At 56.2% G+C, this 25,693-nt stretch carries 22 protein-coding genes and 1 other annotated feature; of the genes, 11 read left to right on the top strand and 11 right to left on the bottom strand.

What is annotated here, in order from left to right; genetic code table 11:
- The first annotated feature begins 285 nt into the window (after positions 1–285).
- On the top strand, positions 286–1,644 hold the full coding sequence (gene nhaC / locus ACTHO6_RS12535) for a Na+/H+ antiporter NhaC (protein ID WP_440241903.1): 1,359 nt from the start codon (positions 286–288) through the stop codon (positions 1,642–1,644).
- Here nhaC and ACTHO6_RS12540 read toward each other — a convergent pair.
- From ACTHO6_RS12540 to ACTHO6_RS12550, 3 genes are read right to left on the bottom strand one after another with little or no spacing between them, the layout of a single operon-like run.
- The gene (locus ACTHO6_RS12540) at positions 1,641–2,855 is read right to left on the bottom strand and encodes a sensor domain-containing diguanylate cyclase (protein WP_440241904.1); all 1,215 of its coding nucleotides are present in this window, start codon (positions 2,853–2,855) and stop codon (positions 1,641–1,643) included. The genes nhaC and ACTHO6_RS12540 overlap by 4 nt on opposite strands.
- 27 nt (positions 2,856–2,882) lie before the next feature.
- Complete coding sequence (locus tag ACTHO6_RS12545; RefSeq protein WP_440241905.1) at positions 2,883–3,209, bottom strand: DUF3870 domain-containing protein; 327 nt, start codon at positions 3,207–3,209, stop codon at positions 2,883–2,885.
- 25 nt (positions 3,210–3,234) lie between these two features.
- Positions 3,235–4,647 (bottom strand): ATP-binding protein, encoded by a 1,413-nt coding sequence (locus ACTHO6_RS12550; RefSeq protein ID WP_440241907.1) that lies wholly within the window; start codon positions 4,645–4,647, stop codon positions 3,235–3,237.
- A 315-nt stretch (positions 4,648–4,962) separates the two neighbouring features.
- Here ACTHO6_RS12550 and ACTHO6_RS12555 point away from each other — a divergent pair, with 315 nt between their 5' ends.
- Complete coding sequence (locus tag ACTHO6_RS12555; RefSeq protein WP_440241908.1) at positions 4,963–6,252, top strand: amidohydrolase; 1,290 nt, start codon at positions 4,963–4,965, stop codon at positions 6,250–6,252.
- Between the two features lie 10 nt (positions 6,253–6,262).
- Here ACTHO6_RS12555 and ACTHO6_RS12560 read toward each other — a convergent pair whose 3' ends face one another.
- From ACTHO6_RS12560 to ACTHO6_RS12570, 3 genes are all read right to left on the bottom strand, one after another.
- Positions 6,263–6,721, bottom strand: coding sequence for a TspO/MBR family protein (locus ACTHO6_RS12560; RefSeq protein ID WP_440241909.1), 459 nt, complete (start codon positions 6,719–6,721; stop codon positions 6,263–6,265).
- Positions 6,722–6,991: 270 nt separating this feature from the next.
- Positions 6,992–7,687 (bottom strand): metal-dependent hydrolase, encoded by a 696-nt coding sequence (locus ACTHO6_RS12565; protein ID WP_440241911.1) that lies wholly within the window; start codon positions 7,685–7,687, stop codon positions 6,992–6,994.
- Between the two features lie 169 nt (positions 7,688–7,856).
- Entirely contained in the window at positions 7,857–8,051 is a 195-nt protein-coding gene (locus ACTHO6_RS12570; protein ID WP_440241912.1) for a hypothetical protein, read from the bottom strand.
- A gap of 287 nt (positions 8,052–8,338) precedes the next feature.
- Here ACTHO6_RS12570 and ACTHO6_RS12575 point away from each other — a divergent pair, with 287 nt between their 5' ends.
- From ACTHO6_RS12575 to ACTHO6_RS12605, 7 genes are all read left to right on the top strand, one after another.
- Positions 8,339–8,935, top strand: a complete 597-nt coding sequence (locus ACTHO6_RS12575; protein ID WP_440241913.1) for a hypothetical protein — start codon at positions 8,339–8,341, stop codon at positions 8,933–8,935.
- A gap of 212 nt (positions 8,936–9,147) precedes the next feature.
- Complete coding sequence (locus ACTHO6_RS12580) at positions 9,148–9,786, top strand: hypothetical protein (RefSeq protein WP_440241914.1); 639 nt, start codon at positions 9,148–9,150, stop codon at positions 9,784–9,786.
- Positions 9,787–10,042: 256 nt separating this feature from the next.
- On the top strand, positions 10,043–11,053 hold the full coding sequence (locus ACTHO6_RS12585) for a helical backbone metal receptor (protein WP_440241915.1): 1,011 nt from the start codon (positions 10,043–10,045) through the stop codon (positions 11,051–11,053).
- A 15-nt stretch (positions 11,054–11,068) separates the two neighbouring features.
- Complete coding sequence (locus ACTHO6_RS12590; RefSeq protein ID WP_440241916.1) at positions 11,069–12,052, top strand: FecCD family ABC transporter permease; 984 nt, start codon at positions 11,069–11,071, stop codon at positions 12,050–12,052.
- A gap of 1 nt (position 12,053) precedes the next feature.
- Positions 12,054–12,833 (top strand): ABC transporter ATP-binding protein, encoded by a 780-nt coding sequence (locus ACTHO6_RS12595; RefSeq protein WP_440241918.1) that lies wholly within the window; start codon positions 12,054–12,056, stop codon positions 12,831–12,833.
- 28 nt (positions 12,834–12,861) lie between these two features.
- Positions 12,862–13,368: a HugZ family protein gene (locus ACTHO6_RS12600; RefSeq protein WP_440241919.1), complete on the top strand. Its 507-nt coding sequence runs from the start codon at positions 12,862–12,864 to the stop codon at positions 13,366–13,368.
- Positions 13,369–13,396: 28 nt separating this feature from the next.
- Complete coding sequence (locus ACTHO6_RS12605; protein ID WP_440241920.1) at positions 13,397–13,873, top strand: DinB family protein; 477 nt, start codon at positions 13,397–13,399, stop codon at positions 13,871–13,873.
- A 70-nt stretch (positions 13,874–13,943) separates the two neighbouring features.
- On the opposite strand, the gene ACTHO6_RS12610 is transcribed toward ACTHO6_RS12605, so the two are convergent.
- Together ACTHO6_RS12610 and ACTHO6_RS12615 are read right to left on the bottom strand one after the other, a co-directional pair.
- Positions 13,944–15,125 carry a M20 family metallopeptidase gene (locus tag ACTHO6_RS12610; protein WP_440241921.1) on the bottom strand — a complete coding sequence of 394 codons (1,182 nt, stop codon included), beginning with the start codon at positions 15,123–15,125 and terminating at the stop codon, positions 13,944–13,946.
- Positions 15,126–15,246: 121 nt separating this feature from the next.
- A complete protein-coding gene (locus ACTHO6_RS12615; protein ID WP_440241922.1) occupies positions 15,247–16,476 on the bottom strand; it encodes a Zn-dependent hydrolase in 1,230 nt (409 codons plus the stop codon).
- Between the two features lie 181 nt (positions 16,477–16,657).
- Positions 16,658–16,922: a binding site (T-box leader), on the top strand.
- Between the two features lie 68 nt (positions 16,923–16,990).
- Between ACTHO6_RS12615 and trpS the strand changes: the two genes are divergently transcribed.
- Positions 16,991–17,974 carry a tryptophan--tRNA ligase gene (trpS, locus tag ACTHO6_RS12620; protein ID WP_440241923.1) on the top strand — a complete coding sequence of 328 codons (984 nt, stop codon included), beginning with the start codon at positions 16,991–16,993 and terminating at the stop codon, positions 17,972–17,974.
- A gap of 141 nt (positions 17,975–18,115) precedes the next feature.
- On the opposite strand, the gene ACTHO6_RS12625 is transcribed toward trpS, so the two are convergent.
- Positions 18,116–23,632 (bottom strand): chitobiase/beta-hexosaminidase C-terminal domain-containing protein, encoded by a 5,517-nt coding sequence (locus tag ACTHO6_RS12625; RefSeq protein ID WP_440241924.1) that lies wholly within the window; start codon positions 23,630–23,632, stop codon positions 18,116–18,118.
- Between the two features lie 281 nt (positions 23,633–23,913).
- Positions 23,914–24,135 carry a hypothetical protein gene (locus ACTHO6_RS12630; protein ID WP_440241925.1) on the bottom strand — a complete coding sequence of 74 codons (222 nt, stop codon included), beginning with the start codon at positions 24,133–24,135 and terminating at the stop codon, positions 23,914–23,916.
- 255 nt (positions 24,136–24,390) lie between these two features.
- Here ACTHO6_RS12630 and ACTHO6_RS12635 point away from each other — a divergent pair, with 255 nt between their 5' ends.
- Positions 24,391–25,050 carry a hypothetical protein gene (locus ACTHO6_RS12635; RefSeq protein WP_440241926.1) on the top strand — a complete coding sequence of 220 codons (660 nt, stop codon included), beginning with the start codon at positions 24,391–24,393 and terminating at the stop codon, positions 25,048–25,050.
- Between the two features lie 123 nt (positions 25,051–25,173).
- Here ACTHO6_RS12635 and ACTHO6_RS12640 read toward each other — a convergent pair whose 3' ends face one another.
- On the bottom strand, positions 25,174–25,632 hold the full coding sequence (locus ACTHO6_RS12640) for a GNAT family N-acetyltransferase (protein ID WP_440241927.1): 459 nt from the start codon (positions 25,630–25,632) through the stop codon (positions 25,174–25,176).
- Positions 25,633–25,693: the final 61 nt, after the last annotated feature.

Genomic DNA, 25,693 nt, shown 5'->3' on the forward strand with positions numbered 1-25,693 from the left:
ACTAGTTATCAATTAAAAGTCAATATCTTTTTATAATCATTTTAAATAAGGTGCAGTCCACCGGATGAACTGGCAGACGCGTAGCCTGAACAAAAATGCCCTACTACTCTGTATTATTTTGCGATTGCGAATTCGGTTGAACACATTGACGAATCCGACCATTCAGGATAAAGTACGCCTATCACTGGAACGCACAAAAGCGAAAAAGCACAAAAGCATAAAAGCGCACGTACCTGTCGTTTGCTGTTCGCTCGCGTTAGCCTGATTTTGCAAGGAGTTGCCATCATGAACAAATCGATTTCCTTCTCGCAAAGCATCTGGGTGCTTTTGGCCATCTTCGGCATCCTGTTTCCCGCCTTATTTTGGGGAAAAGTCGAGCCTCACATGCCGCTTTTTGCCGCCACGATTGCGGCAGCCACGCTCCTGCGCCTGTTCGGAGTGCCATGGAAACAGATGGAGGAAGGGCTGGTCAAAGGGATCCAGACTGCCATCGCGCCCATGCTGATTCTCTGTCTGATCGGAATATTGATCGGGGTATGGATGATGAGCGGAACGGTGCCGATGATCCTGCACCTCGGGATTTCCCTGATCTCGCCGGAGTATTTTACGATCAGCGCCCTCTTTTTGACTGTGGTCGTTTCAAGCGTCACAGGCAGCACGTTTACGACGATCAGCACGATCGGCGTCGCGATGATGGGCGTCTCGACCGCTCTGGGACTTGATCCGCTAATGACAGCGGGAGCGATTATTTGCGGCGCCTGCTTCGGGGATAAAATGTCCCCGCTGTCCGACACGACCAACTTTGCCGCTGCCATCGCCAACGTGTCGTTGCAAAATCACATCAAATTCATGTCGCACACCGCACTGCCCGGGCTGGCGATTACGGCGATTTTCTTCGCCATTCAGGGGCAGTCTGCCAACGTAAGCCTGGAGGCCATCCAGGAAATCAAGCTGGTGCTGGAGCAGCATTTTTCGCTGGGAATCATGACGCTGTTACCAGCTGCCGTCGTCCTCGTCTGCTCGGCCCTGCGCATGCCGATTTTGCCGACCCTCGTCTTCGGGATATTGAGCGGGATCGCCACGGCTGCTCTCGTGCAAGGCGTTCACTCCCCTGTCGAATGGATGAACGTCATGCAAAACGGCTTCGCCAGCGAAATCGCCAACGAAGCCGTTGCTTCTATTGTGAATCGAGGCGGGCTGTTGTCCATGACCTGGTCCCTCGCCCTGATTCTGATTGCGCTGTCGCTTGGGGGAATCCTCCAGTACAGCGGTGTGTTTGAAGCCCTGTTCGCCGGCTTGATCCAACGCATCAAAAAAGCGGCAGGCATGGTCGGACTGGCCGGTTCGTCCTCCATTCTCGTCAATCTGTTGACAGGCGAGCAATACTTGTCGATCCTGCTTCCGGGACAAATGTTCCGCGATGCCTTTGCCAAGCAGGGAATCGAAGGCAGACGGTTGTCCCGGACATTGGAAGACTGCGGGACGCTCGTCAATCCGCTCATTCCCTGGGGCGTCAGCGGGGCCTTTTTCACCTCTACCCTGCACGTGGCAACGATCGATTACTTGCCCTATGTCATCTACCTGTGGATTTCGCCGCTGCTGACCTTCCTGTTTGCCCTGCGGCAGCCAACAACCAAAGCTTAGCCTGTCGCATACACGGTCGTGCAATTTTTTCCTCTGCGCTTGGAGCGGTACAGCGCCTCGTCTGCTGCCCGCTTCAAGCCATCTGCCGTGTCGCTGTCGTCGGGAAAACACGCGATGCCCACACTGACCGCAATCGGGATGCAGCAATTGTCCTGCAACAAGGGGTGCATCCGCAAAAAGTCGCGGATCGCCCTCACCTTTTCCTCCGCTTCCTTCATCGTCGCCTTCGGACAGAGCAGCATGAACTCGTCTCCCGCATAGCGGTAGGCCGTATTCTCTCGTCCGGCCACGACTTTCATCGCCTCGGCAATTCTTCGAATCAGCTCATCTCCCGCGTGATGCCCGTAATGATCGTTCACCGCTTTCAAACTGTCTGAATCCAGCATAATCAGCGCAACCGGAGAGCTTTTTTCTCTCAGCAGCTTTTCCAGATCGCGGTGAAACGCCCGGTAGTTGGCCAGTCCCGTCAGCTCATCCTGAAAAGACATCTGGTACATGCGCTCGTACAAACGCGCCGTCTCGATCGCGCTCGCCACCTGGAAGCCGATGATCTTCAACAGCTCCTCGTGCTCCTTTTTGTAGGCAAACTCGCGATAGGACTGCGCCGAAATGACGCCCTTGATCTGATTCCCCAGCATGAGCGGCACGAAAATACAGGTGTTCGTGTCGATCTCCGGACTGCCCCAGCGAATCATTTCCGGCTCGCTCGGCTCGTCCTTCATCGTCCGAATGTGGATCGTTTGCCGCGTCTCAATCACCTTGGAGATCATCGCCTGGCCGTAGGGAACCGTGATCGGGCCGTAGTTGATGCCATTGTCGATGCTGATGGGAATTCTGATCTCGCTGTCACCCTCGTCATAAAACGCGATAAAAAACGCGTCAGCGTGCATCACGCGGGAAACCAGTTCAAACGCCTTCCACAAAATCTTGTCCTCTTCGAACGTCTTCGCAAAAATATGGCTCAGGTCGTGCAAAATTTTCATGTGCTCCGACAGCCACATCATCTCGGACACCTTGTCCCGCAGCTCGCTGATTTTATTCAGCAGCTCCTTGTGCAGCGCCCCCTCGTCAGCTGACAACACCTCGTCAATCTCGCGGGCCACCGCTTCGATCTCCTCCTGGTCCACGGCATCGACTCGACTGAGCCAGCCGCTGTAGCGCGCCAGCAGCTGTCTTGCGTACACTTCTGTTACGGCGTTGTTTTCATGCATGTACACCCCTCCGGCTATTGGGTAGGCTTACGCTCTTTTCTCCTGATATCGGTCGACAGCCGCCCGAATGGCCTGCAAAACAGCGCCCTGGCCGGGGGCGAGAAAACGCTCCTGGATCGTCTGCGCAATCTCCTGCATCCCCCCTGCCACTGACTTGCCCACGAGCAGACTGACCAAAAACTCGCTCGTCTTGTCCATCACAAAGGTAAAACTGGCATCGCATATGACACCGTCATCGGCATCAATAATCAGCACGCAGCCCACCATCGTCGACACCTCATACAACGTCGTCCCTTTGGGGATTTGGGCAAATCCCGCTGTCAGCACCGTGTTCCTGTTTTTCCAGTCAGCCATCTGCTCGTCCTCCCCTTCGCCCTCTCTAACGGATCACGGGCAAACATACCTCCACGGTCGTTCCTCTGCCAGGCGTGCTCATCAGCCGTAATGTTCCCCGGTGGTTTTCGATGATTCGGCGGCTGACCATCAGTCCCAGCCCGGTTCCCGTCTCCTTCGTGGTGAAGAAAGCCTCTCCCAGTCGACCCAGCTGCTCCGCCGGAATACCTACCCCGTTGTCCTCAAAACGGATTACGACCTTGTCTCCTTCGCACCATAGCCGGATGACGATTTGCCCGCTGCCTGACGTGGCCTCGATCCCGTTTTTCAAAAAGTTGATAAATGCTTGCTTCAACTGATTTTCGTCACAATGAACCATGGGCAAAGCCGATTCAAATGAGACCTGAATGGTCACCTTTTGCAAAATCGCCTCTGTTTCCAATAACGTTACCACATGGGTAATCAGATTGGTCAAGTCGTGGACATCAAACGCCGTTGCGTGCGGCTTCGCCAGCACCAGCAGCTCGCTGACGATCATTTCGATTCGCGCCAGCTCCGAACTCATGATGGAAAAATACTCCGGCTTTCGCATGCCGTCTTTTTGCATCAGCTGGACAAAGCCTTTCAAGGAAGTCAGCGGATTTCGTATCTCATGGGCAATCCCCGCGGCGAGCTGACCCACCAGCGCCAGCTTTTCGGAGTTTTGCAAAAATTCTTGCGCTCTTTTGCGCTCGGTCATATCGCGTATCAATATGTACTGGCAAAGCTTGTCCTGCATCGTCACAGCTGTGCCGCAAACCTCCACATCCATCGATGTTCCGTCTAGCCGAATCAGCTCCACCTCAATCGGAGAGGTTGTCTCTCCCCGCTCCAGCCGCTTTTGCAGCTCGTGAATCGCGGGCATGTCGCGCGGGTGGAAAAAGGAAGAGAACGGATAGGGCAAAAGCTCCTCGTACCCCCGCGCTCCCATAAGCGTGATCCCGGATTGGTTGACGTACTTCAGCTCCCCTTCTTCATAGACGAAGGCCGCCTCCAGCGAGAGGTCCAGCAGCTTGCACGTTTTGGCCTCGCCGCGGCCAGCCATGGATTGCGACAGCTTCTGCACCATCGCGTAGTAGCCGATGGTGGAGCCTTCGGACAAAAACGCGCCATACGTAATATGGACAGGTACCGGCGGTCCGGCCTTGTGAGTAAACAGCGTGCAAAATGGCATGGGCTCTCCGTTTACTGCGCACTGGGTCTGACGGCGCACCTTCTCCTGCTCCTCCGCAATGGCGAGCTTCCAAAACGGGTAGCCCTCCCACTCTTCTGCTGAATAGCCCGTCAGCGCTTCGCACGCGGGATTCCCTCTGCAAACACTTCCTGATCGATCGAGCAAAAAGGCCGCTTGTACCATCTGCTCGAAGAAGGAGCGATAGAAAAGACTGCTCCTGCACTCATTATCCAACAAGTCTTTCATTGTGCCCCTCCCCTCCTGGGACGAGAAAACGGCTACTCCGCACGGCGGAAATAGCCTTAACCGTTCTCAATGCTATCCATACCCAATTTTACCCTATTCTTTTTGTCGTTTCCATCCCCTGGGGGATGAAATGCATAGAAATCTACCTTCCAGACTGACCAGTCTTGCAGGATAACCGCAGCGCCTCCGCTCCTTCCCCCCATCCGCCTCGTTTTTTTGCTTGCTGCTTTTTTTCCGCCCCCCTTCCCTCTTGACTCTGCCGTGGCGTCAAGCTTTACGCTTGCAACCGAACAGAAATCCAAGGGAGATGGTTGCATGCACACATTGTTGATCCAAGGGTGCCATATATTGACGATGGTGGAAAACGACAAGCCGTGGGTGGGGGACATTTTGATTGCGGATGGGCGGATTGCCCGTATCGCACCCAAGATCGAAGCGTCTGCCAGTCTGGTGCTTCCCGCCAAGGACATGGTCGCCATGCCTGGCCTTGTCAACGCCCACAACCATGCGAGCATGACGCTGTTGCGGGCTTTTTCCGACGACCTGAAGCTGATGGACTGGCTGGACAAAAAGATGCTGCCAGCGGAAGCGCGGATGACGCCAGAGGACGTTTACTGGAGAACAATGCTCGGAATTGCGGAAATGATCGCCTCGGGCACGACGTCTTTTGCCGACATGTACGTGCACATGGACGCCGTAGCCGAAGCGGTGCGAGACAGCGGAATCAGAGCTTCCCTGACGCGCGGCCTGATTTTTTTGCAGGAGGACGGCGGACGGCGCATGAACGAAGCGCTCGATCTGATCGACAGATGGTCCGGTGCGGCAGACGGCAGAATCACCACCATGCTCGGGCCGCACGCGCCCTACACTTGCCCGCCCCAGCCGTTGAAGGAAGTCGTCGATCTGGCCAGAAGCCGGATTCCGCTGCACATCCACCTGGCGGAAACCCGCGAAGAAGTGGAAAAAACCCGCGAGAAATACGACCGGACGCCGACCGAGTATTTGCAGGAGCTGGGAACGTTTCACGAAAATCACGTCCTGCTCGCCCACGCTGTCCACTTGAGCCGGGAGGACATCGGCCGTTTACGCGGCATGAAAGGCGGCGTCGCGCACAACCCTGTGAGCAATCTGAAGCTCGGCTGCGGAATCGCTCCTGTCGCGGAGCTGCTCTCCCAAGGTGTCACCGTCGGCCTGGGCACCGACGGAGCAGGCAGCGCCACCACGCTCGACATGTTTGCGGAAATCAAGGCGGCGTCCTGGTTGCAAAAGCTGCATCACGGCGATCCGACCGTGCTGCCTGCCGAGCAGGTTCTGCGCATGGCGACGATCGAGAGCGCCAAGCTGCTCGGGCTTGAACACGAAGTAGGTACGCTGGAAGCGGGCAAACGAGCCGATCTCATCCTGCTCGACCTGAAAAAGCCGCACCTCGCCCCGCTTCATGATCTGCATTCGCTGATCGCCTATAGCGCGACAGGAGCGGATGTCGTTACCACCATCGTCAACGGAAACATTTTGATGCACAACCGCGAGCTGCGAACGATCTCCTGGGAGGACGTCTATCGCCAGGCCACAGCGCGGGCAAAACGGCTGGTCGCAGGACTGTAGGTTGACAGGCTCACAGGTTCAGCACGCAAAACGAAACCGCCAGATAGACAGCAAATACGCTCCATTGCAAATACGGAATCAACAGCGACGAGGCAATCTTGTCCAGAGGTCGAATCACCCGGATCAGCACCCAGGTGGAGTACAGGATGAGAAGCGTATCGACGGCAGCCAAAAAAGGAAGCTGCAGCCTGTAAAACAAAAGCGTAAACAACTGATGGAAAAACCAGTTGATTCCATATAGCAACAAAAGCTCTCGGTTCATTTGCTTGCGGCGAACAGAAAGGACGACAGAGGCGGCAATGAGCGCATGCAAAAGAAGCCAGACAAGCGCCAGCACATGCTCGGGCGGCGTGCCTTCGGGCTTGGTCAGCGAATCGTACCAGGCCCCACCTCCCGGAAAGGCGAGACTCGCCAATGAATAGAGGACAATCACCGAGAAGAACAGCAGCGTATGGTGGAAAAGGCGCATCGCGACATTCCTCTCCTTCTTGCCAGACTCTCTTTCCTACGTTTCTATATCTATGAGACACGACTATTTTCATGCCGTTTTTTCAGAGAGTGGCCTGTCTCTTTTTTCTTCGTAGGATTATAGAAGCGAAGAAAAGGAAAAACCGCCTGTCCATTTTTTCGGACAAGCGGTTTACTGACAAAAGGGCGGTTCGTTTCGGGTTGCGGGCTGGCAGACTGGCGATTGCGCAGTCTTGCAGTCTCGAAGTCTTGCAACCCCGCGTTTTTGCAACTACGGCAGGCGCAGAATCTCTCCCGGCTTCAATGCCTTGCCTCTGATGTCTTTCTCTGCCAAAGCCGCGACAAATGCCTCTCCATCCTGCTTGATCGGCGGGAACGTATCGTAATGAATCGGCACGACATAATCGGCGTCGATCCACTCGGCAGCGATGATCGCATCGTCCGGCCCCATCGTGAATACATCCCCGATCGGCAAAAACGCCAAATCGATATCATGGCGATCCCCGATCAGCTTCATGTCGCCAAACAATCCCGTATCTCCTGCGTGATAGATCGTTTTGCCGCCCAGCTCGATTACGAAGCCGCCGGGCATTCCCATATAGACGATCTGGTGCTGGTCATCCAGCACGACGCCGGAACTGTGAAACGCCTGCGTCATTTTCACTTTTCCAAACGGCAGTGTCACGGAGCCGCCAAGGTTCATCGAAATGGTTTTTACACCTTGCCAGCCAAGATAGGTAGCCAGCTCATGCGTCGCGACGATGGTCGCGTCGTTGGCCTTGGCCAATTCCACTGCGTCGAGAATATGGTCCTGGTGTCCGTGCGTCAGCAGGATGTACTGAACGCGGATGTCCGCCAGCGTTGTTTTTGCCAGCGGATTTCCCGAAATAAACGGGTCAATCATGATCGAATGCCCTTCACTGGTCAACTGCACGGACGAATGTCCATGAAACCGGATTTCCAACATCGTATCCCCTGCCCTCTCTCATCGTAGGTTTGTTCCTCTATCATGTTACCATGGGCGGGGGCGGGAATAAAACAAGCTGTGCCACTCCCGGCAAAAAAGAAAAAAGGCCGCCGATCGCTCGACAGCCTGAGGAACAATTCATTTCTGTTCGCAAGACGTTTTTGGCAGCTTAGCAGTCGTGGTCGTGTTCGGTAACGGCAATAATCTTGGAATCACGAATAATGGTGCGACGATCGTTATCATGTTCGCGCAGGATGATGGTGCTGGATTTCACTTCAATCAGCTTGCCGAAAAAGTTGCCATTTACAGTCTCAACCTTTACATTTTTCCCTTCAAAGCGTCTCACCTGGTCTCTGAATGCCATGGTCAATCCCTCCTTCTGTAAGCATCCTATGTACGTTTGGCATAGCCCTACTAAGCGCATGCACAGAGAAACCGAAAATGTACTTGTACCCGCCCGTCATTCGCCCAGTTTGTATCGTGCAGCGCCAACAGGGCGAGTTTTGTCGGCAGATGGCAAAGCGAGGACGATTGCCAGCGCAAAATTCGAACGGTGCAGGAAATTGTCGCACGATTGCGAAAGGAAATTCTTCTGCCGTACAGAATGGGTAAAAAAATGGATGAAAAGCATGTACGGCAGGAGGGATACGCATGGGAGACGTCATTGAGCTTGTCGCCAGAGAACGGACCTACAGCGGCAGAGAGGTCGCCGAGATGCTGGGGATCGGGGCGAGCACGCTGCGCAAGTGGAGCATGCTATTGGAGCAGCACGGCTATTGGTTCCTGCGGGACAGCCAGAATCGGCGCGAATACCGTCAGATGGATGTGTCCTGCCTGCGCCGCTTTTACGAGCTGACCAAGGATCAGCTCATTCCCCAGGAAGAAGCCGCGCAAATGATCGTCAGCCAAAACGACACGACAGCGGGAGCGGCTCACAAAGAGACGGCTGCTGCTCTCGCTCTTGTCGCTCATCCCGTCGTAACCGAAGACGCTCTCGAAGCATGGGACGCCATCGACGAAAAGCTGCATGCCCTGGCCCTGCACGTGAAGCGGCAGGATGAGAACCAACAAGCGCTGCTCGCACGCCTGGAAAAGCAAGAGGCGTATATCCGCAGCAGCCTGAAGGAACGCGACCGCCGCCTGACCAAAGCGATGAACGACATCATGGACGCCAAGCTCCAGCTGGCAAAGCTCAAGGATGCCGAACGCAAGACGTCGATTTGGCACAAGCTGTTTCGGCTGAGCTAAGGGTGCCGGGAGGAAGCGGTTTGGCAAACTGGCGGAGGCGGTTTGGGCGGTTTCGTTTGTTCGTTCGGGAGGCCCATGAAAAAACACTCTGACTCGCCTCGGTGCGTGCCCTCGGCGGGAGAGTGTTTTTGTTTTGGTTAGGCAGGAAATAAAAGGGAATCTATTGAAATCATTCTGGAATCCTACTGAATATCGGCGTGGAGTGATACATAATGCGAAGACTGATTTTTGGACTCACGCTCATCCTTATTAGTGGCTGCAGCAACTCGGGGGTGGTGAACCAAGCACAAGAACAACCGACTCCATCGATAAACAACGCCACCTATCCAGCCGATCATCCGCCTGTGGTTGGTGAGGCTGGGAATGAAAAAAGCATAGAAGAGCCTATCTATCAAAGATTGGTTACGTACTACAATCGCCATGCCATCAGTGAATTTGAGGTTACGAACTATGCAAAAATCAGCAAGACCATTTTTTGTACGATTGCCTTCCACGTAGATAATCAGCGGCATTACGGGCTTGTTCAGGCTTATCCGAAAGATAAAGGCTGGGTCATTTTATCTATCAATGAAGCCCCTGAAATTCGCGAGTTACCTGTCGTACTGCAAATGAGTGTGGGGAAAGAACTGATAGAAGAAACGGAAACGCTCAAACAGCCGTACAGAATTTACTCAGGCTATATTAATGAGAAGCAGGTTGCAGAAATCAGAATCACTACCACAGATGATCGTATGTATAGAATCAAGATAGGCGATAAGCAAAAACAGTTTCTTTATGCGTCTCCTCGCGAGGAGGTCAAAGCAAACTTCGTCGCGCTGGATCAGAACGGAAAGATTGTGTATGAACAGTAATCAGCCGCAAGGGAAAGCCTGACTGCTACGGTCTGCCCAGGTTTTCCCCGCTGCAAAAAGGACGCTCACCCGTTGACGCAATGGTTTCGCCGCCACCCATTCCCTTCCCCCTTCAACCAATCGCCTGCTTCCAGCGATTCCCCGCATCGGAAGCCATTTTCCCTCCAAAATTCTTATTGATAATAGTTATCATTGTCTATATAATCAACCCAAACGGTATTGATTCTCATTATCAAGTATCAGGAGGCTATACATAGTGAAGCACGCAGGATGGAAAATGGGGATGATTGCCCTCTTACTGACAAGCGCGGTCGGATGCAGCAACACGCAGTCTCCCGAACAGGCAACGCCACAGCAGAACCAAACCAGCGAACCATCGAGCCAAAACACCTCCACACAGACGGCATCGAGCGAGCAGGCTGCTCCCTCTGTCAGCATTGATGAGAAAAAAGCGGGAGAACTGCTCGCCCAGTTTCAAAACCAAACTCCCACCAAAGTCGTGACCCTCTCAGTCCCTCTCACGGAAATTTTGCATGAACTGGGGGTCACCCCCGTAGGCGTACCGACGACAAATAGCAAGCTGCCAGCGGCTTTGGACAACGTCCCCCGCATTGGGACGTCGCACCAGCCAGACCTGGAGCAGATCGCGAAGCTGCAACCCGAATTCGTGCTCGGCCCTGCCTCGATCAAGGACAGCATCGACAAAAAGTTGAAGCCCGCGGGCACGCCTACCGCTTATTTGCCTGCTGATTCCATGGATGAGCTGAAATTGTCCACTGTCGTCCTCGGGCGGCTGTTCCGCCAGGAAGCCAAAGCAGAGCAACTGATACGCAAAATCGCCGAGCAGGAAGCAAGCATCATCGAAGCGACGAAAGGCAAACCGGCGCCAAAGGTGCTGTTCCTGTTCGGCTCGGCGGAAGCGCTCATGACCATGAGCGACCAGACTTTCGCAGGCAGCATTGCGCGCAACCTGGGAGCCGTCAACGTCGCTACCGACACGTTGAAGCAAACGCAAACGTACGCGCCGCTGAACATGGAGAGCATCGTCGCGGCCAACCCGGACGTCATTTTGCTCGTGGCGCACGGCGATCCGCAAGCCGTAGCGAAAACATTCGAAGAAGACGTGAAAAAGAACGGGGCCTGGGAAAAAATGAGCGCCTTCCAAAACGGCAACATGCAGTCGCTTGATTTCAACACATTCGGTACGGCCTCGATCGTCAATGCCCCTGCCGCCTACAAGCAGCTCGCGGATATTCTGTACAAGTGACAAGGAGTTTTTGCCGTGAGCCAGAAAAAACCCGTGCTGTTGGGAATCGCCTGCCTGCTGCTCGCGGCGGCAACGCTCCTGTCTGTCGGACTCGGGAGCGTGCCGCTCTCGCTGCAAGAGACCGTGACCACCATCCTTGGGCAAGGAAATGCGGCCAGCCATACGATTCTCTGGGACATTCGGATTCCCCGCGTGTTTCTCGCGCTTTTGATCGGAGCCAACCTCGCTCTTTCCGGGGCGCTGCTGCAAGCCGTCATGCAAAACCCGCTGGCTGATCCCGGACTGACCGGGGTATCCAGCGGGGCGGCTGTGACGGTGTTGTTCATCATGCTGGTCGTCCCCGATTATTTTGCGCTGATCCCGCTCTTCGCCATTGTCGGGGGCGGGATTGCAGCCGTGATGGTCTACCTCTGGGCCTGGAAAAAGCAAGAGGGGTTCACCCCGATCCGCATCATTTTGTCTGGTGTCGCCGTCAATGCGGTATTGGGCGGCGTCATCGGCCTATTGTCCATTCTCTACAGCGACAAGCTGCCAGCGGCTCTGCAATGGATGAACGGCAGCCTGTCCGGAAAAAGCATGAGCGATGTGCAGATGCTTTTCCCCTACTCCGCCGCCGGGTGGATCGCTGCGCTCATGTGCATCCGGTCGGCCAACATTTTGCGTCTCGGCGAACAGGTCGCGCACAATCTCGGACAAAATCTGAACCGCCTCCGCTTCACCCTGTCCCTGATCGCGGTCTACCTCGCCGCCATCTCCGTTTCGACCGTAGGGCTGGTCGGTTTTATCGGGCTGATCGTCCCGCACATGTCGCGCCTGCTGATGGGCACCGATTACCGGATGAACCTTCCCTTTGGACTCGTCCTCGGCTCGCTCGTCCTGCTTTCGGCAGACACGCTGGGCCGGACGCTGTTTGCCCCGCTGGAAATTCCGGCAGGGATTGTCATGGCCATCGTCGGCGGTCCCTACTTCCTTTATCTGATGCGTACAGGAGGAACGTGATGTGCTGAGCGTGCATGCGTTGAACATCCATTACGGCAAAAAACGAATCGTAAAAGACTTTTCTTTGGATATACATGAAGGAGAGATTGTCTCGATCATCGGGCCAAACGGTTCCGGCAAATCGACGATTCTCAAAGCCATCTCCCGGCTGATCCCTTGCCAGAGCGGCAGTGTGCGCATCGCCGGGCAAGCAGTCGACAGCATGAGCATCAAGCAGCTTTCTCGCGTTCTGTGCATGCTGTCCCAGTCCAACTCCTGTCCTTCGGATGTCACTGTCGAGGAATTGGTCGGCTACGGACGCGTCCCCCACAAAAAATGGTACGAACGACTGGATGCGGCCGATGAGGCAATCGTCGACTGGGCCTTGCAGCAAACAGGCATGGAAAGCTACCGGAGCCGCTATCTGGCTTCCCTGTCGGGCGGAGAAGCCCAGCGTGCCTGGATTGCCATGGCGCTGGCCCAGCAACCGAAGCTTTTGCTGCTCGATGAGCCGACGACGTATTTGGATATCGCCCACCAGCTGGATGTGCTGGAGCTGGTCGCGAAGCTGAATCGGGAATGGAAGCTCACGGTTGTCATGGTGCTGCATGACTTGAATCACGCCAGCGCCTACAGCGATAAAATTTGCGTTATCAAGGACGGGGAGCTTCGTGTTTTCGGCAAGCCGCAAGACGTGTTTACGACCGAGCTGATTCTCAGCGTCTACGGCGTCGACACAGACATTCAGTATGCGCCGGACAGCACCAGCCCGCGCATCCACGTCCTGAAAAAAGCGCAATAAACCATTCTGCAAAGCGAGGGATGCTCGTATGAAAGCAGCGGCTCAGGAAGCGATGAAAGTCCAGTACCAAACGTTTGCAGCCGGTATGAAGACACTCGTGCTCAGCACCGTCGACGAGCATGGAAAACCGTTTGTCTCCTATGCCCCTTTCGTCCAAACGAACGGAAAGTTTTACATCTACATCAGCAAAATCGCCAATCACTATCGCTATCTGGAAGAAACGCGGACGGTCGATGCCATGCTCATCGAGGATGAAGCGAAGACGGCCAATCTGTTTGCCCGTCAGCGCGCCCGTTTCGTTTGCACAGCAAGCAACATCGGCAACGCGGGCCACGATGAGATTTTCGCGCTGTTCGAGGAACGGTTTGGCAAAAGCATGATGGATATGCTGCGCGGCCTCGACTTCTCCCTGTTTGAGCTTGCGCCATCCACTGGTCGCTACATCGCCGGATTCGGTCAGGCGTATGACATCAATCTGGCCGCCGACCAGTTCGAACACGTCAATCGCGACGGACACACACCAACCGCCAACTAACGATTTATGCCGACAGGAGGACCCTTTCATGACCAATCCAACCTACTCCACTGCCTTGACATTGTGGCTCACCATCCAGGAGCGGTTCCACAAGACTGCCAAAAGCATGCCGGAACAAGACCTGCTTCTCGGAATGGGCCCAGCCACGATCGGGTATATGCTCCGCCATAACGCCGAGGTGGAATACATGTTTGCCGAGTGGTTTTTCGGCCGCAGCATCCCGGCAGACGTCGAACTGCTGACGAAAAACGGCCCTGTCGCCGGGAAGCATTTCACCAATTTGCAGGAGCTGGCCGATTTCATGACGGCTTCCAACCAGCACCTGCTCGAAGGAATGAAAAGCTTGTCGGAGGAAGCGTGGCATACCCCTGTCCATACGCCGCTCGGCAGCTCGACTCCGCTCGAAGCGCTGGGACGGCTGATGTACCATACCGGTATCCACGCCGGACAAATCTCGCAAATTCAAAAAGCGTTTCATACAAGAGAAAAAGAGCGCGCGCACTAAAGCGCCGCTCTTTTTCGCCAAAAGCGCTTCCTTCATTTTTGGGACGGGAGGCGCTTTTTTCTATGGGGTTCTACATGACGATCTTTCTTGCGGCGTTGAGGAACATTTTCACGCCGACCTCCAGCGCATCCTCGTCGATGGTAAAACGCGGGTGGTGGTGCGGATACGTAATGCCTTTCTCTTTGTTTCCGGCTGCTATGTAAAAGAAGCACCCTGGCGCTTTTTGCTGGAACGCGGAGAAGTCCTCGCCGCCCATGGTCGGACGCATCCGCGTCACCCATTCGGGTCCGAGCGATTCCACGACCACCTCTTCCATCAGGCGGGTCACTTCCTCATCGTTGATGACCGGTCGGTAGCCGAACTCGTACTTGAACTTGTAGCTGGCCCCGTGCGCTTCCGTAATCCCTTTGATGACGCGCTCCATCAGGCCGGGAACGGATTCGCGCAGCGTCTTGTCAAAGCTGCGCACCGTCCCGCAAATGTCCACTGTGCCCGGAATGACGTTGTGTGTCGTGCCGCCCACGAATTGCGTCACGGACAAGACGAGGTTGTCGAGCGGGTCGGCATTGCGCGACACGATGTGCTGCAAGTTGGTCACCACTTGCGCCGCAATCGCGATGCTGTCGATCGTCTCGTGCGGAAGCGCCGCGTGACCGCCTTTTCCCAGCACCGTAATCCAGAACGTATCAGGCGCTGCCATCATCGGCCCAGGGCAAATGCCCACAGTGCCGTACTCCATCGTCGCCCACAGATGCGTGCCGATGACCATGTCCACGCCATCCATGACTCCCGCCTGCACCATCTCCTCCGCGCCGCCCGGATACACTTCTTCCGCGTGCTGGAACAAAAAGCGCACCTCGCCTTTGATCCGATCCTTCATCCCGGACAAAATCTTCGCGGCTCCGAGCAGCATCGCGGTATGGCCGTCATGTCCGCACGCGTGCATCACGCCCGGATTTTTCGAGGCGAACGCAAAGGTGTTTTCCTCTGTGATCGGCAAGGCGTCCATGTCGGCGCGCATCGCCAGCACGTTTCCCGGCTGCGGACCGATCAGCCGGGCCATCACGCTGTTTTTCGTCGGTCGACTCACTTCCAGATTGCCAAAGGACGAAAGCGTCTCGTACACAAACTGCGCCGTCTTCTCTTCGTGAAAAGACAGCTCGGGATACTCATGCAAATAGCGTCGCCACGCGATTACCTGCGCTTTGGCTTCCTCGGCCGCCTGATTCAATGGTAGAGCTGTCGCTGTCATCCGGTTCTCCTCCTCATTCTGTCCGTTTTTTGCCCGTCGCCGCCAAGCTGTCGAACCCTCGTCTCTTTTCTCTCGTTGGGGAGTCTTTCGCTTTTCGATGTCCGTCCGCTCTCTCTATACCTTATACCTGTCTGGCCAAAGTCAGCACGGTGCGATACAGCACGTTGGCTCCGTCCGCGCAATCTGCTTTCGTTGAGTACTCGGCCGGATTGTGGCTGATGCCGTCTTTGGAGCGAATGAAAATCATGCCGATCGGACACAAGTCAGCGAGCTGCATGCAGTCGTGGCCTGCGCCGCTCGGAAGCCGGAACGCCTCCAAGCCTTCCTGGGCACACGCCTCTGCTGCCGCCTGCTGGATGCTCGCGGAGCAGACGGCGGGCGCGATCCGCTGCAATGGCTCCACCTTCCCTGTCACATTCCGCTCGGCACAAATCGCTTTGGCCCGCTCGTAAATGCGCTGCTCTACCTGATCGCGAACCGCTTTGTCCACATCGCGCAAGTCGAGCGAAAACTCGACCCGCCCGGGAATGACATTGACTCCGCCAGGGAATGCCTGTACCTGTCCGACTGTCGCCACACTGGTTTTCGTCCGCGCCGCCTCCTGCTCGATGGCGAGCATCACTTGTGCCGCCGCTGCCAGCGGATCGCGGCGCAGGTTCATCGGCGTGGCTCCGGCATGGCCCGCCTCGCCCTCCAGCACGAATTTCAACCAGAGCGGTCCCGCCACACCTGTCACGATCCCGACGGACAAATCGCGGCTCTCCAGCACCTTGCCCTGCTCGATGTGCAGTTCCACATACGCCTTGACGCTGCCGGGCGTGCGCGCTGCCTGACCTGTCCGGTCCGGGTCAAGCCCGACCTGGCGCATGGCTTCGGCAATCGTGATCCCGTCCTTGTCCGCCTGCTCCAGCTCGCTTGGCTTTATCCGTCCGGCCATCCCGCGGCTGCCGATCATGCCGTAGCCAAAGCGCGCGCCCTCCTCATCCGTGAAGGCGACCACTTCAATCGGATGCTCTGTCTCTATTCCTCGTTCCTGCATCGTCTGCACGATTTCTACGCCTGCCAAAACGCCAAGCGGTCCGTCAAAATCTCCGCCATTCGGCACGGAGTCGAGGTGCGAGCCTACGAGCACAACAGGTGCCGAAGGGTTTTTCCCCTCTTTTCGCCCGATCAGATTTCCGACCGCATCCTCGCGAACAGCCAGTCCCGCTTCCTTCATGAAGCTTGCGACGAGGTCCTTTGCTGCCCGCTCTTCCGGAGTAAAGGACAGCCTTGTGACCCCTCCAGCTTCCTGGGCGCCGATTCGGGCCACCTGTCTCAGTCGATCCCACAATCGGTCAATTTGAATCATGACGCACGACTCCTCCTTCGCACGACCGCCTCGTGACGGTTGATGTACGGATATGTCCCTCATTGTATAATAGTCTGTCTATTTTGAAAAGAAATACGCCGCTTCCCGCTGCTTCGCCAGGCTATCCCCCTCTTGCTTTTTTGGTTTGTCCTGCGTAAAATGATTGCTCAAAGGGTATTTTTCAATGGCAATGAGGGAGAAGAGTAGTCATTTTTCGAGACGGCAGAGAGCTGATGGTGGGTGCGAATCAGTGTCAAGGAAATGGTGAATGGGCTCCCGAGCTCCAAACCGAACCCGTTTTCAAGCGGCGGCAGTAGGCTTTGGCGTGACGTCCGCACGTTACAAAGGACACCGTATCCAAACGGTACGGAACAAAGCGATTTTGCGCATGGCTCTTCCCGTGTGCAAAATAACAAGGGTGGCACCGCGGTTCATTCGTCCCTGTCCAGGGCGGATGAACCTTTTTGTTTTTCTCCCCAACAATTTTTCCTCAATGGAAAGGAGCAACACTCTCATGAAAACCATTTTTTCCGGTATTCAGCCGAGCGGTATTTTGACCCTTGGCAACTACCTGGGCGCGATGAAGCATTTCGTTCCGCTGCAGGACCAGTTCAACTGCTTTTACTGCATCGTCGACCAGCACGCGATCACGGTCCCGCAGGAGCCTGCCGTTTTGCGCGAGAACATTCGCCGTCTGGCAGCGCTCTATCTGGCAGTTGGCCTCGATCCGAACAAAATGACCTTGTTCATCCAATCGGAAGTACCGGCCCATGCCAAGCTCGGCTGGATCATGCTGTGCACCTCGTACCTCGGCGAGCTGGAGCGCATGACCCAGTTCAAGGACAAAGCCGACGGGCGCGGCGAATCGATTCCGGCCGGCTTGCTGGCGTATCCTCCGCTGATGGCGGCAGATATTTTGCTGTACGGTACGCACTATGTTCCAGTGGGCGAAGATCAGAAGCAGCACCTGGAGCTGACTCGCGACCTGGCGCAGCGCTTCAACAACCGTTACGGCGACATCTTCACCATTCCGGAAGTACGCCTGCCGGAAACGGGCGCACGCATCATGTCGCTTGTCGACGGAACCAAAAAGATGAGCAAATCCGATCCGAACCAGGGCGCCTTCATCTCCATGCTGGATGACCCGGCGACGATCACGAAAAAAATCAAGCGCGCGCAGACCGACTCCGACAGCTGCGTGCGCTATGACAAGACAGAAAAGCCTGCTGTCTCCAATCTCATGACCATCTACTCGCTCTGCTCCGGCAAGTCGCTGGAAGAAATCGAAGCGATGTACGATGGCAAAGGCTACGGCGCTTTCAAAGCCGATCTGGCGGAAATCGTGGTAGAGACGCTGCGTCCGATTCAGGAGCGCTACGAGCAGTTGTTCCACTCCTCCGAGCTGGACGACATCCTCTCGGCAGGAGCTGCAAAAGCAAATGCCGTGGCAAACGAAATGCTGCACAAAGTGGAGAAAGCGATGGGAATGACACGCTAGAAAAAGCTGGATGAAAAACGGGCCGGGAAGCTTCTCCCGACCCGTTTTTGCATGGGCAAAGCAAACGCGCGGCGAGCGCACGCGACAACGCCGTTTGGCCCGTTCCTGCGCTGCGCGGAAGCTCTCGCCCGCGGCCCTTCCTTACTTTGCTGCGCTTTTGACAAAAAGGTGTACCTTCGCCGTTTTCCCGGCGTAGCGAATCGAGATCGTCGCGCGCACACCCGTTTCCACATCGGCCAGGACTGACACCCGGCCTGCTTCGTCCACCTCGATCTGCTCGGGGAGGCTGGACGCAAACTCGATGCCTTCCGCCTTTGTCACGTCTTGCGAAGCGCCATCGGCGAATATCGCCCGCACCTCAAGCTGCGCTTCCTCTCCGGGAGCGAGCTTCAGCGACTTCGGTCTGGCTTCGAGCGCCTTTACATCAGCGTCGCCCACGACGTAGGTCGCCGCCGAATGGACGGTGAAGACAGCCAGGTCAGCTTCCTGCGCCACCTGGAGCGGCTTGCCTTTCGCCCCTGTTACCACCCGCCACTGCTTGTTGCGGTACGTGTAAACTTGCAGCTTTTCACCCGCATCGGACGACAGTGGCAGCGCGAGCGTAAAACCTGCTTGGCCAAGGCTGCTCAGCGCTTTTCCGTTGCTCCACGCTTCAAGCAAGTAGGCTTCTCCCGGATGGGAAACGCCCTTATCGCCAGTTGCTTTCGCTGCTGTCAGGGAGAGGGCAAATTTTTGGGCGCGTTCCTTGGCAAAGTACGCTCCCGGTACTTCTACCCATGCTCCTGACGGAACGGTCAGCCTGACGCCGATCTCTTTTTTCTTCAGCAGCTGGACCAGCTTCTGCTCCACGGTAATCCGCTGATCTGCCTGCCCTGATTTTTGGCTGCGGAGGCGACCCGCTGTATCGGCATCCGCACCGTCTTCCTCTGCTTCCTCGCCTTCGATGCGAATGAACAGCACCGGGGAAAAGTCGATTTTCTCCCGCACGTCCTCGATGGCTTCCAGAAAATCGTCCAGCGTGTCCAGCACGTCGCCCACGTGCCCGTCTGTGGCTTTCAACTCGGCTCCAGGCTCGACGGCCAATGTGCCCGCCTGGATCAGCAGCGTTTCCGCCAGCAGACGAACACGCTTGGCTACGTCCCGGGAAATATCCTCTGGATCAAGCGGCTTCAGCGCCGTTTTCGCAAACGTCGTCAAGACCGCAAGCCCCCGTCGGGCCAACTCCTCGTCCGCTTCCTGGCCGTTTGCCAGGGGAGCAAATGCTTCGTCCAAATAGCGTTCGCTCCAATCATGCAGCGACGTTTTCCGAACGACTTCACGCTCTGCCTGCTTTACCGCAGCGGCCAGCACGGTTGAAACTGAATGGGAAACCGCGTCCCACTTCTCGGCCTGGTTGACCTGTTTGGCAGCGAGCAGCTTTTCCAGACTGGCAAGCACCCGCTGCACCTGTTCCTCGATACTCCGTTCATCTTTTGCCGACAAAATGGCCTGTTCTGCCTGCTTGTCTGCTTCTTTTTGCCTGTCTGGCGTCGGTGTCGCATCAGGTGGAGTCACAGGAGGCGGCGGGGTTGTCGGTTTGGCTGGCACCTGGACGACCAGCTTTTCGGTAGTGGCGCTCGTCTGATCCGACTCCCGGGTTACCTGCAAAATCAGCTCGACGTCCGTCCGGCGACTCGGCGGCGTGATCGTGCCATCCAGCGCGATGACGCCTGTGTCGCTCGATTGCTTGATGGCGACCGTAAATCCTGCGGGCACTTCAGGCAACCGCAGCCTTGTCGCCCCGACTGTCGGCTGGGCGAGACTCGTAATGCCGTCCGCCACTTCCTGCGCCGTCGTCTCGTGCTCGGCCCGCTCCTGCAAGTGGATTTGCACCAGCACCGGATCGTGGTCGCTCACCCGGCCCTCGTCCTCGGTGAATCCGGCATTGATATGCACGATGTCCACCTTTGTGCGGTTTTCCAGATGATTGCTCACCAAAATTTGATCGAGTACCTGCGAATTGCCCTGGTACACGTAGGTGTACTGACTGCCCGGCGGCAGCTTCTCGACCATATTGGTCAACACGCCGTCTGCCAGCGCTCGCACTGGATGGGAAAACGGGAAGTCGTTCAGGTCGCCCAAAACGACCACATTGGCCTTGGGATCTGCTGCATGGATTTGCTTGACAAAACCGTTCAGCACGCGGGCGATTTTCATTCGCTGCTTCTCGCTTACCAGCTCCGGCGGCTGCTGTTTGCCGAACAGCGCCCCATCCCCGCCCTTGGAGTTGAAATGGTTGGCGATGACAAACACAGGCTTGCCCTGGAAAATGAACTGCGCCGCCAACGGCTTGCGGCTGGACGCGAACGCCTCGTTGTTCGGGGCGACCCGGCCTGGATTGTGCGAGAGGTACGCCGCTCCGTCGCGCGTCTCGACCTGTACCGCCTCTGTTGCCGTTCCCGCTACGCCCTCTGCCAGCTGCACGCGAGCCGGGTTGTAGAAAAACCCGACGCGGATGTTGCCGCCTAGCTGGCCCCCGTCCTGGTTGTTCTCTGGCGCGATGTCGATGTAGCGATAGGCAGGGCCGTTCTTTTGCTGGATAGCCTTACGCAAGGCATCTGCGGATTTCGCGGCATTGGTTTCGCCGTCGTCCGTCGGTCCGCTGTTGTCCTGCATTTCCACAACGCCGATAATATCCGGTGCTTTCATGTTCTCGACGATCGTTTCCGCGATCCGCGCGATTTTTTTGGAATCGGTTTTGGCGGAAAAATTCTCGATGTTGTAGGAAGCAATCGTCAGTTCATCGTCTTGCGGAGCGAGTGTCGTCACAGTCGGTTTGCTGCTGCCGGACTGGACGGATACCGTTTCAATGGGATACAGCTTGTAATTGGCAAAGCTGTAATCAATAATCCCTGCCAGCGGCTCGGTGATTTTGTCGCCAACCTTGGGATGAGCCAAAATCGGCACGAGTTTGTCTGCTACCGTGATGCGCTCGGGGTGAAAATCATCGGCTGCAAGCACCACGCCGCCTGCCGGGGTGCGGGGCTGCCCGCGATGCGCCTGGTCGTCCATGACGACGAATTCTACGCTGGCCGGGTTCGTGAAAACGTTTGCTTCCCCAACCACGACCGGATTGTCGACCTGCACCAGCATCCCTTCGAGGCTCTCCCAGAAGTCAATGGCGTCCTCCTCCGGATCGAATGTGCCCAGGCCGTCGTTGTCAATGATTCCCTTCGGATAGCGGTAGCTTCCTTTTCCCAAAACAACCGGGTCCGGGAGCGGCAGCGCCTTTTTCTCAACGGTGATTGTCGCCGCGTCAATTTGCGTCTGGGTGAGATCGGTAGACGCCCGGTTTTGCGGCACGTACTCCTTCACCGTGCCGTCTACGCTCACTTCATCGCCCGGTTGTACCGCCGCTTTCGGCTCGTACACGTAGATGCCCTCGGACGTGTTCGGATCGTCGTCCGGAAGCGGGTCTTGCATGTAGAAGCCTTGTACCGTTCCGCTGTTTTTCACGACGGCCGTGACGATTCCCTTGACGGCTTTTACCGTGCCGTTTTCCAGCGGGGACTGGTGGGAGGCGCCTTGGATATCGTGGATGCGCACGCTCTCTTTTTGGATCGTGTAGCGGAAGCTGGCGACTTTGCTGTCCGTGAAGCCTTCCTTGACAGCAAACGCCTGAATCGTCGTATCCGCGTCGAGCTGGATCGGTTCTATATAGACGGTACTGTCTCTGGTCGGCTCCGAGCCGTCTGTCGTGTAGTAAATGTTTGCGTCTGCCATGGACGTGGACAACGTCACTTTGGTGCCTGCCGCGACCAGAGGGCCTGGGGGATACGCCGTCACCGTCGGCACCCGCGTCTCATCCTCGACCAAATCGGCCAGCGTCCGCGGCACCAGCTTGTATTCGTTAAAATCGTAGTTGACCACTCCGGTGATGCGGGCGTAAGTCGTGCCCGGTTCCAGAGGGAGAGTGACGGGCGGGCGGGAAAGGAAGCGGCCCTGCTCGTCTTGCAATGTGTAATTCCCGTTCTGTACAGACTGGACCGTCACATTGCGGACCGTCACCAGTTGGCCTTCGATCGCTTCTCCCGCATGAGCCGCAAAATGTTCCGATGTGACCAGCCGCGGCGTCGGCACCCCAGCCTGCTTCTCTACGACTGTCACGTCGTCGGCTGCGACTTCGAGCTGTTCCAGCCCGTAGTAGTCATTCCTTTTTCCTGTCGCCCGGATGTTGTCTCCGACCGCAATGTTGGCAGCAAGCCCCGGACCGCGCAGGACCAGCCCGGCCGTTTCGTCCTGTAGGTAGACGTTGTTTTGGCCTCCCGCCTCAAAGATAGCGGTCACGATCCCCGCGACACTCGCGGTTGTTCCCGGTGCCAGTGCTCTTGCCTCGGCAATGGGCATGGCCGAGGACACAGACTTGGCAATCGGCACAGGCTCGCTCTCGAACATCTTGCCGTGCTCGCTTGCGAGCTGCTGCGTCACGTAGACGGCTTCCACCTGCTCGATTCCTTGCAACGTATAGGAAAACGCGCCGTTCTCCCCTGCGCTGCCTGTCAGATTGCCGTTGAGCAACAGGCTGTTGCCAGCTGGCGCATCATAGGCGCGCAAAATCGCCTTGCCCGCGGCTGCCCCCGCTTGGCCTTTTAGCTCCGCGGCGCTTCCGGCCTGCTGTAGGCTGATTTTTTCAGCCGTCACAACAGGGCTTGCCTCGGCTGGCAGCAGCTCGATGCTCTCGCTCTCCTGTTTGCCACTCTCCGTCGCTGTGAGATAGACCGCTGCCGCAGTCGGATGGGCAAACGTCAATTCGACTTGACCGGAATCGTTCGACACCTGCTCAGCCAGCGGCGTTTCGCTGCCAGCTGGCGGATTTGCGTACACTTTGATGGTGACATGCGGACGAACTTGGCCGCGAATGACGGCTTCCGCCGGATTCGTATGGTCAAACAGCAGCTCTCGGCCGCTCGGCTTCTCGCTGACATCGCTGTCTGTCGGCGGCGGCTCTGCCGGACTCTGCGTATTTTTCGGAGTAGGCTCTCCCACTACGAAGTCGGCGCTGTTGTTGTCCGTGTCCCAGCCGTTTCCGCCGTTTGGCACAATACCATCCGCGCGGCTTTTGCGGGAAGCGCTGGTAGCTGCCGACGTAGTGGGAGCAGGACCAGCCCCCTCATAGCCATTGGCCGCTCCGAAGCCGACCAGATCGACTACATCGGGCCGGGCCGATACATCGGCTCCCGTCAAGATGGTTCCGCTGCTGACGAGGGCCACTTTTCCAGCCGCGTTTCCCATTGGAATCGCGCCCTCGGCATCTGCGGGGGGAAGACCAGTCGTTCCTCCTGACCCAGCCGCCTGCTGAATCAGGTAATATCCGTATGGAGCGATGCTGCCCGTCAAGTCTGTCTTGCTCCATGCCGTCCCGTTTGCAGAGGCGTACTGCACAGACCAGCCTGCAAGCGAGACGGGCGTGCCCGTCGGATTGTACAGTTCCATAAAATCGTTTTTGTAATGGGCCCCGTTGTTTCCTCCGCCGCCGTACACCTCGCTGATGACGACATGTCCGGCTTGCTGCGCTTTTGCCTGCGGCTCCCATCCGCTCGGCAGAACCGCGCTCGCGACAACCGCCGCACTCAACGCCAGCTTCGCGAGACAGCGCCAGCTTCTCTTTTGGCTTTGCATTCTCTTTTTCTTCCTCCTCTCAAATAGGCGAAACCATAACCATGAACATCGTAAACAAATCATCCAAATTTGATGTAAATTAGATGTGAAGATTTCATATTCCTTCCATTTTTGTAAAATAAAAAACGCCAAGGCAGGTGGAACACCATAAGCGCTTCCAAAAACGACGAAACCAGTGTGCTCCCGCTGCGTACGGAAACACACTGGCTGCTTGGACTTGTGCATAGCTGTCTACTTGACAGGGGTACGTGCATCCTTCACTGGGAGGACGAACGATGCCTTTATCTCACCAAACTCGAAATCAGGAGCAAGAATACAAAGACAAAAAACAGAGACAGAAATGAATAACCAACGATTCTCAACCATCTTGGCATTGTTTTCATATTTATTTTTGTAGGTGGCCCGCTTCCTTCTATTCGCTGCGCATCCTCCAACATTTCATTGATAGGAGTGCGCTCTGAACCGGATGTATCTGTAGGTATCGTTTTGTTCTTTTCATTCATTTATTGTCCCTCCCTCATCGGAAACAGGCCGGGGTTATTCAGCCCCAGCTTGTTTCGTCCTGCAAGTGAACTTCGCTTTGTTGCCCGCTTTTCCCCTGTTCCTGTTTTGTAGACGGGCTGTCACCTGTCTGTAACGATCCCTTCTGCTCTTTCGCTCATAATGAACGTGTAGCAAGACACATGAACCACTCACCACACACTCATGAAAACTTGCCACACTCTGAACAAATGCGAAGACAAGGGAGGAGATTCAGCATGAACAACTGGAACAAAATCGTCACAGGGACATTGCTCACCTCGGTGCTTTTCACCGGACAAGCCCTGACCGCCGACGCTGCAAGCACAGGCTCTGCCACAAAAGACTTGCAGGTGCTCGCAGAAAAAACGGCGGACGTGACAGGCGACAACAAGGCCGACACGATTACGCTCTATGGGAAAAAGGAGAAAAACAGCCCGTACGTATCCGCCCTCACTGTCAACGTAACAGATGGCCGGACCAAGAAATCGTTTACGATTGACGTCAAAGACGGCGGCTATGAGCCCAAGCTGTCCGTGCAAGACTTCACCTACGACAAAAAAGGCGAGATCATGGTCAGCGCCAATACGGGCGGCAGCGGCGGCTACACCACCCAGCACATCTACACCGTCAAAAACGGCAAAGCCGAAAAGCTCAGCCTGCCCGGCCTTGATAAAGACAAACAAGGCATCGTTGGAGGCGGCTTTGTCGAGTTGAAGCCAATCGACGAGAACAAAAACGGCCTCTACGTGCTGGAAGGCACAGAGCGTCTGACCGGAGACTACAACGCAGACGTGCGCGGCTACCTCCGCTCCAAATGGAAGTGGAGCCAAAACAAATGGGAGCTGATGAGCGCCCATTTCGAGCCGACTAAAAGCGGAGAAAACAGGATGAAATGAAAAAGGCGTTTGTGCTGGTGAAACGCTAAACCTGGCTACCGAGGCTTCACCCTGCCTAGCAAGCAAGGCCACCTTTTGCTCTTGACGGAGCGAAAGGTGGCCTTTTTGGGGACGAAGGCCGGTTTACCTGGCTCTATCCCTCTTCCCCGCAAGTCCCGCCTCTTTCTTTTTCACACATAAAAAACGCTCAACGCCGGGGTAGACCTCCCCGAGACTCTCCACCGTAAACCCGCACGACTGATAAAAGGCGACCGCCTCCTGATCGGTTTCGGCTTGAATGGCAGTAAACCCGTGCAGAGCCAACACCTCGTCGATCAATTGGTGGCCGATGCCTTGCCCGCGCCGCTCTTTTGTGACCGCGATATGCAGAATGACCGCTGTCTTCTCTGCCGGATTGATTTTCAGCCCGATAATGGCAAAGACGCCATCGTCGTCGACGCAGGCGTATAAAATCCGGTTCGGATCGGATTTGTATAATCTCATCAGCACGTTCAGCTTTTCTCGTGTCGGGTTGTACAGGCATGGCGCAATCACGGACGCAACGTCGTCCGTCAGCTCATCGACCTTTTTTAGCGGGAGCATGTTTTCCCTCCTTTATCGGGCCGTACCCTTGACTCGCAAAGCGGCCTGCCTGGCGCAAAAG

The organism is Brevibacillus sp. SAFN-007a (assembly GCF_051967035.1).
Taxonomy (GTDB): domain Bacteria; phylum Bacillota; class Bacilli; order Brevibacillales; family Brevibacillaceae; genus Brevibacillus.

Excerpts from the sequence above, each read along its gene's own strand:
- nhaC (WP_440241903.1), top strand. The coding sequence starts at position 286 with ATGAACAAATCGATTTCCTTCTCGCAAAGCATCTGGGTGCTTTTGGCC.
- ACTHO6_RS12540 (WP_440241904.1), bottom strand. The coding sequence starts at position 2,855 with ATGCATGAAAACAACGCCGTAACAGAAGTGTACGCAAGACAGCTGCTG.
- ACTHO6_RS12545 (WP_440241905.1), bottom strand. The coding sequence starts at position 3,209 with ATGGCTGACTGGAAAAACAGGAACACGGTGCTGACAGCGGGATTTGCC.
- ACTHO6_RS12550 (WP_440241907.1), bottom strand. The coding sequence starts at position 4,647 with ATGAAAGACTTGTTGGATAATGAGTGCAGGAGCAGTCTTTTCTATCGC.
- ACTHO6_RS12555 (WP_440241908.1), top strand. The coding sequence starts at position 4,963 with ATGCACACATTGTTGATCCAAGGGTGCCATATATTGACGATGGTGGAA.
- ACTHO6_RS12560 (WP_440241909.1), bottom strand. The coding sequence starts at position 6,721 with ATGCGCCTTTTCCACCATACGCTGCTGTTCTTCTCGGTGATTGTCCTC.
- ACTHO6_RS12565 (WP_440241911.1), bottom strand. The coding sequence starts at position 7,687 with ATGTTGGAAATCCGGTTTCATGGACATTCGTCCGTGCAGTTGACCAGT.
- ACTHO6_RS12570 (WP_440241912.1), bottom strand. The coding sequence starts at position 8,051 with ATGGCATTCAGAGACCAGGTGAGACGCTTTGAAGGGAAAAATGTAAAG.
- ACTHO6_RS12575 (WP_440241913.1), top strand. The coding sequence starts at position 8,339 with ATGGGAGACGTCATTGAGCTTGTCGCCAGAGAACGGACCTACAGCGGC.
- ACTHO6_RS12580 (WP_440241914.1), top strand. The coding sequence starts at position 9,148 with ATGCGAAGACTGATTTTTGGACTCACGCTCATCCTTATTAGTGGCTGC.
- ACTHO6_RS12600 (WP_440241919.1), top strand. The coding sequence starts at position 12,862 with ATGAAAGCAGCGGCTCAGGAAGCGATGAAAGTCCAGTACCAAACGTTT.
- ACTHO6_RS12605 (WP_440241920.1), top strand. The coding sequence starts at position 13,397 with ATGACCAATCCAACCTACTCCACTGCCTTGACATTGTGGCTCACCATC.
- ACTHO6_RS12610 (WP_440241921.1), bottom strand. The coding sequence starts at position 15,125 with ATGACAGCGACAGCTCTACCATTGAATCAGGCGGCCGAGGAAGCCAAA.
- ACTHO6_RS12615 (WP_440241922.1), bottom strand. The coding sequence starts at position 16,476 with ATGATTCAAATTGACCGATTGTGGGATCGACTGAGACAGGTGGCCCGA.
- trpS (WP_440241923.1), top strand. The coding sequence starts at position 16,991 with ATGAAAACCATTTTTTCCGGTATTCAGCCGAGCGGTATTTTGACCCTT.
- ACTHO6_RS12625 (WP_440241924.1), bottom strand. The coding sequence starts at position 23,632 with ATGCAAAGCCAAAAGAGAAGCTGGCGCTGTCTCGCGAAGCTGGCGTTG.
- ACTHO6_RS12630 (WP_440241925.1), bottom strand. The coding sequence starts at position 24,135 with ATGAATGAAAAGAACAAAACGATACCTACAGATACATCCGGTTCAGAG.
- ACTHO6_RS12635 (WP_440241926.1), top strand. The coding sequence starts at position 24,391 with ATGAACAACTGGAACAAAATCGTCACAGGGACATTGCTCACCTCGGTG.
- ACTHO6_RS12640 (WP_440241927.1), bottom strand. The coding sequence starts at position 25,632 with ATGCTCCCGCTAAAAAAGGTCGATGAGCTGACGGACGACGTTGCGTCC.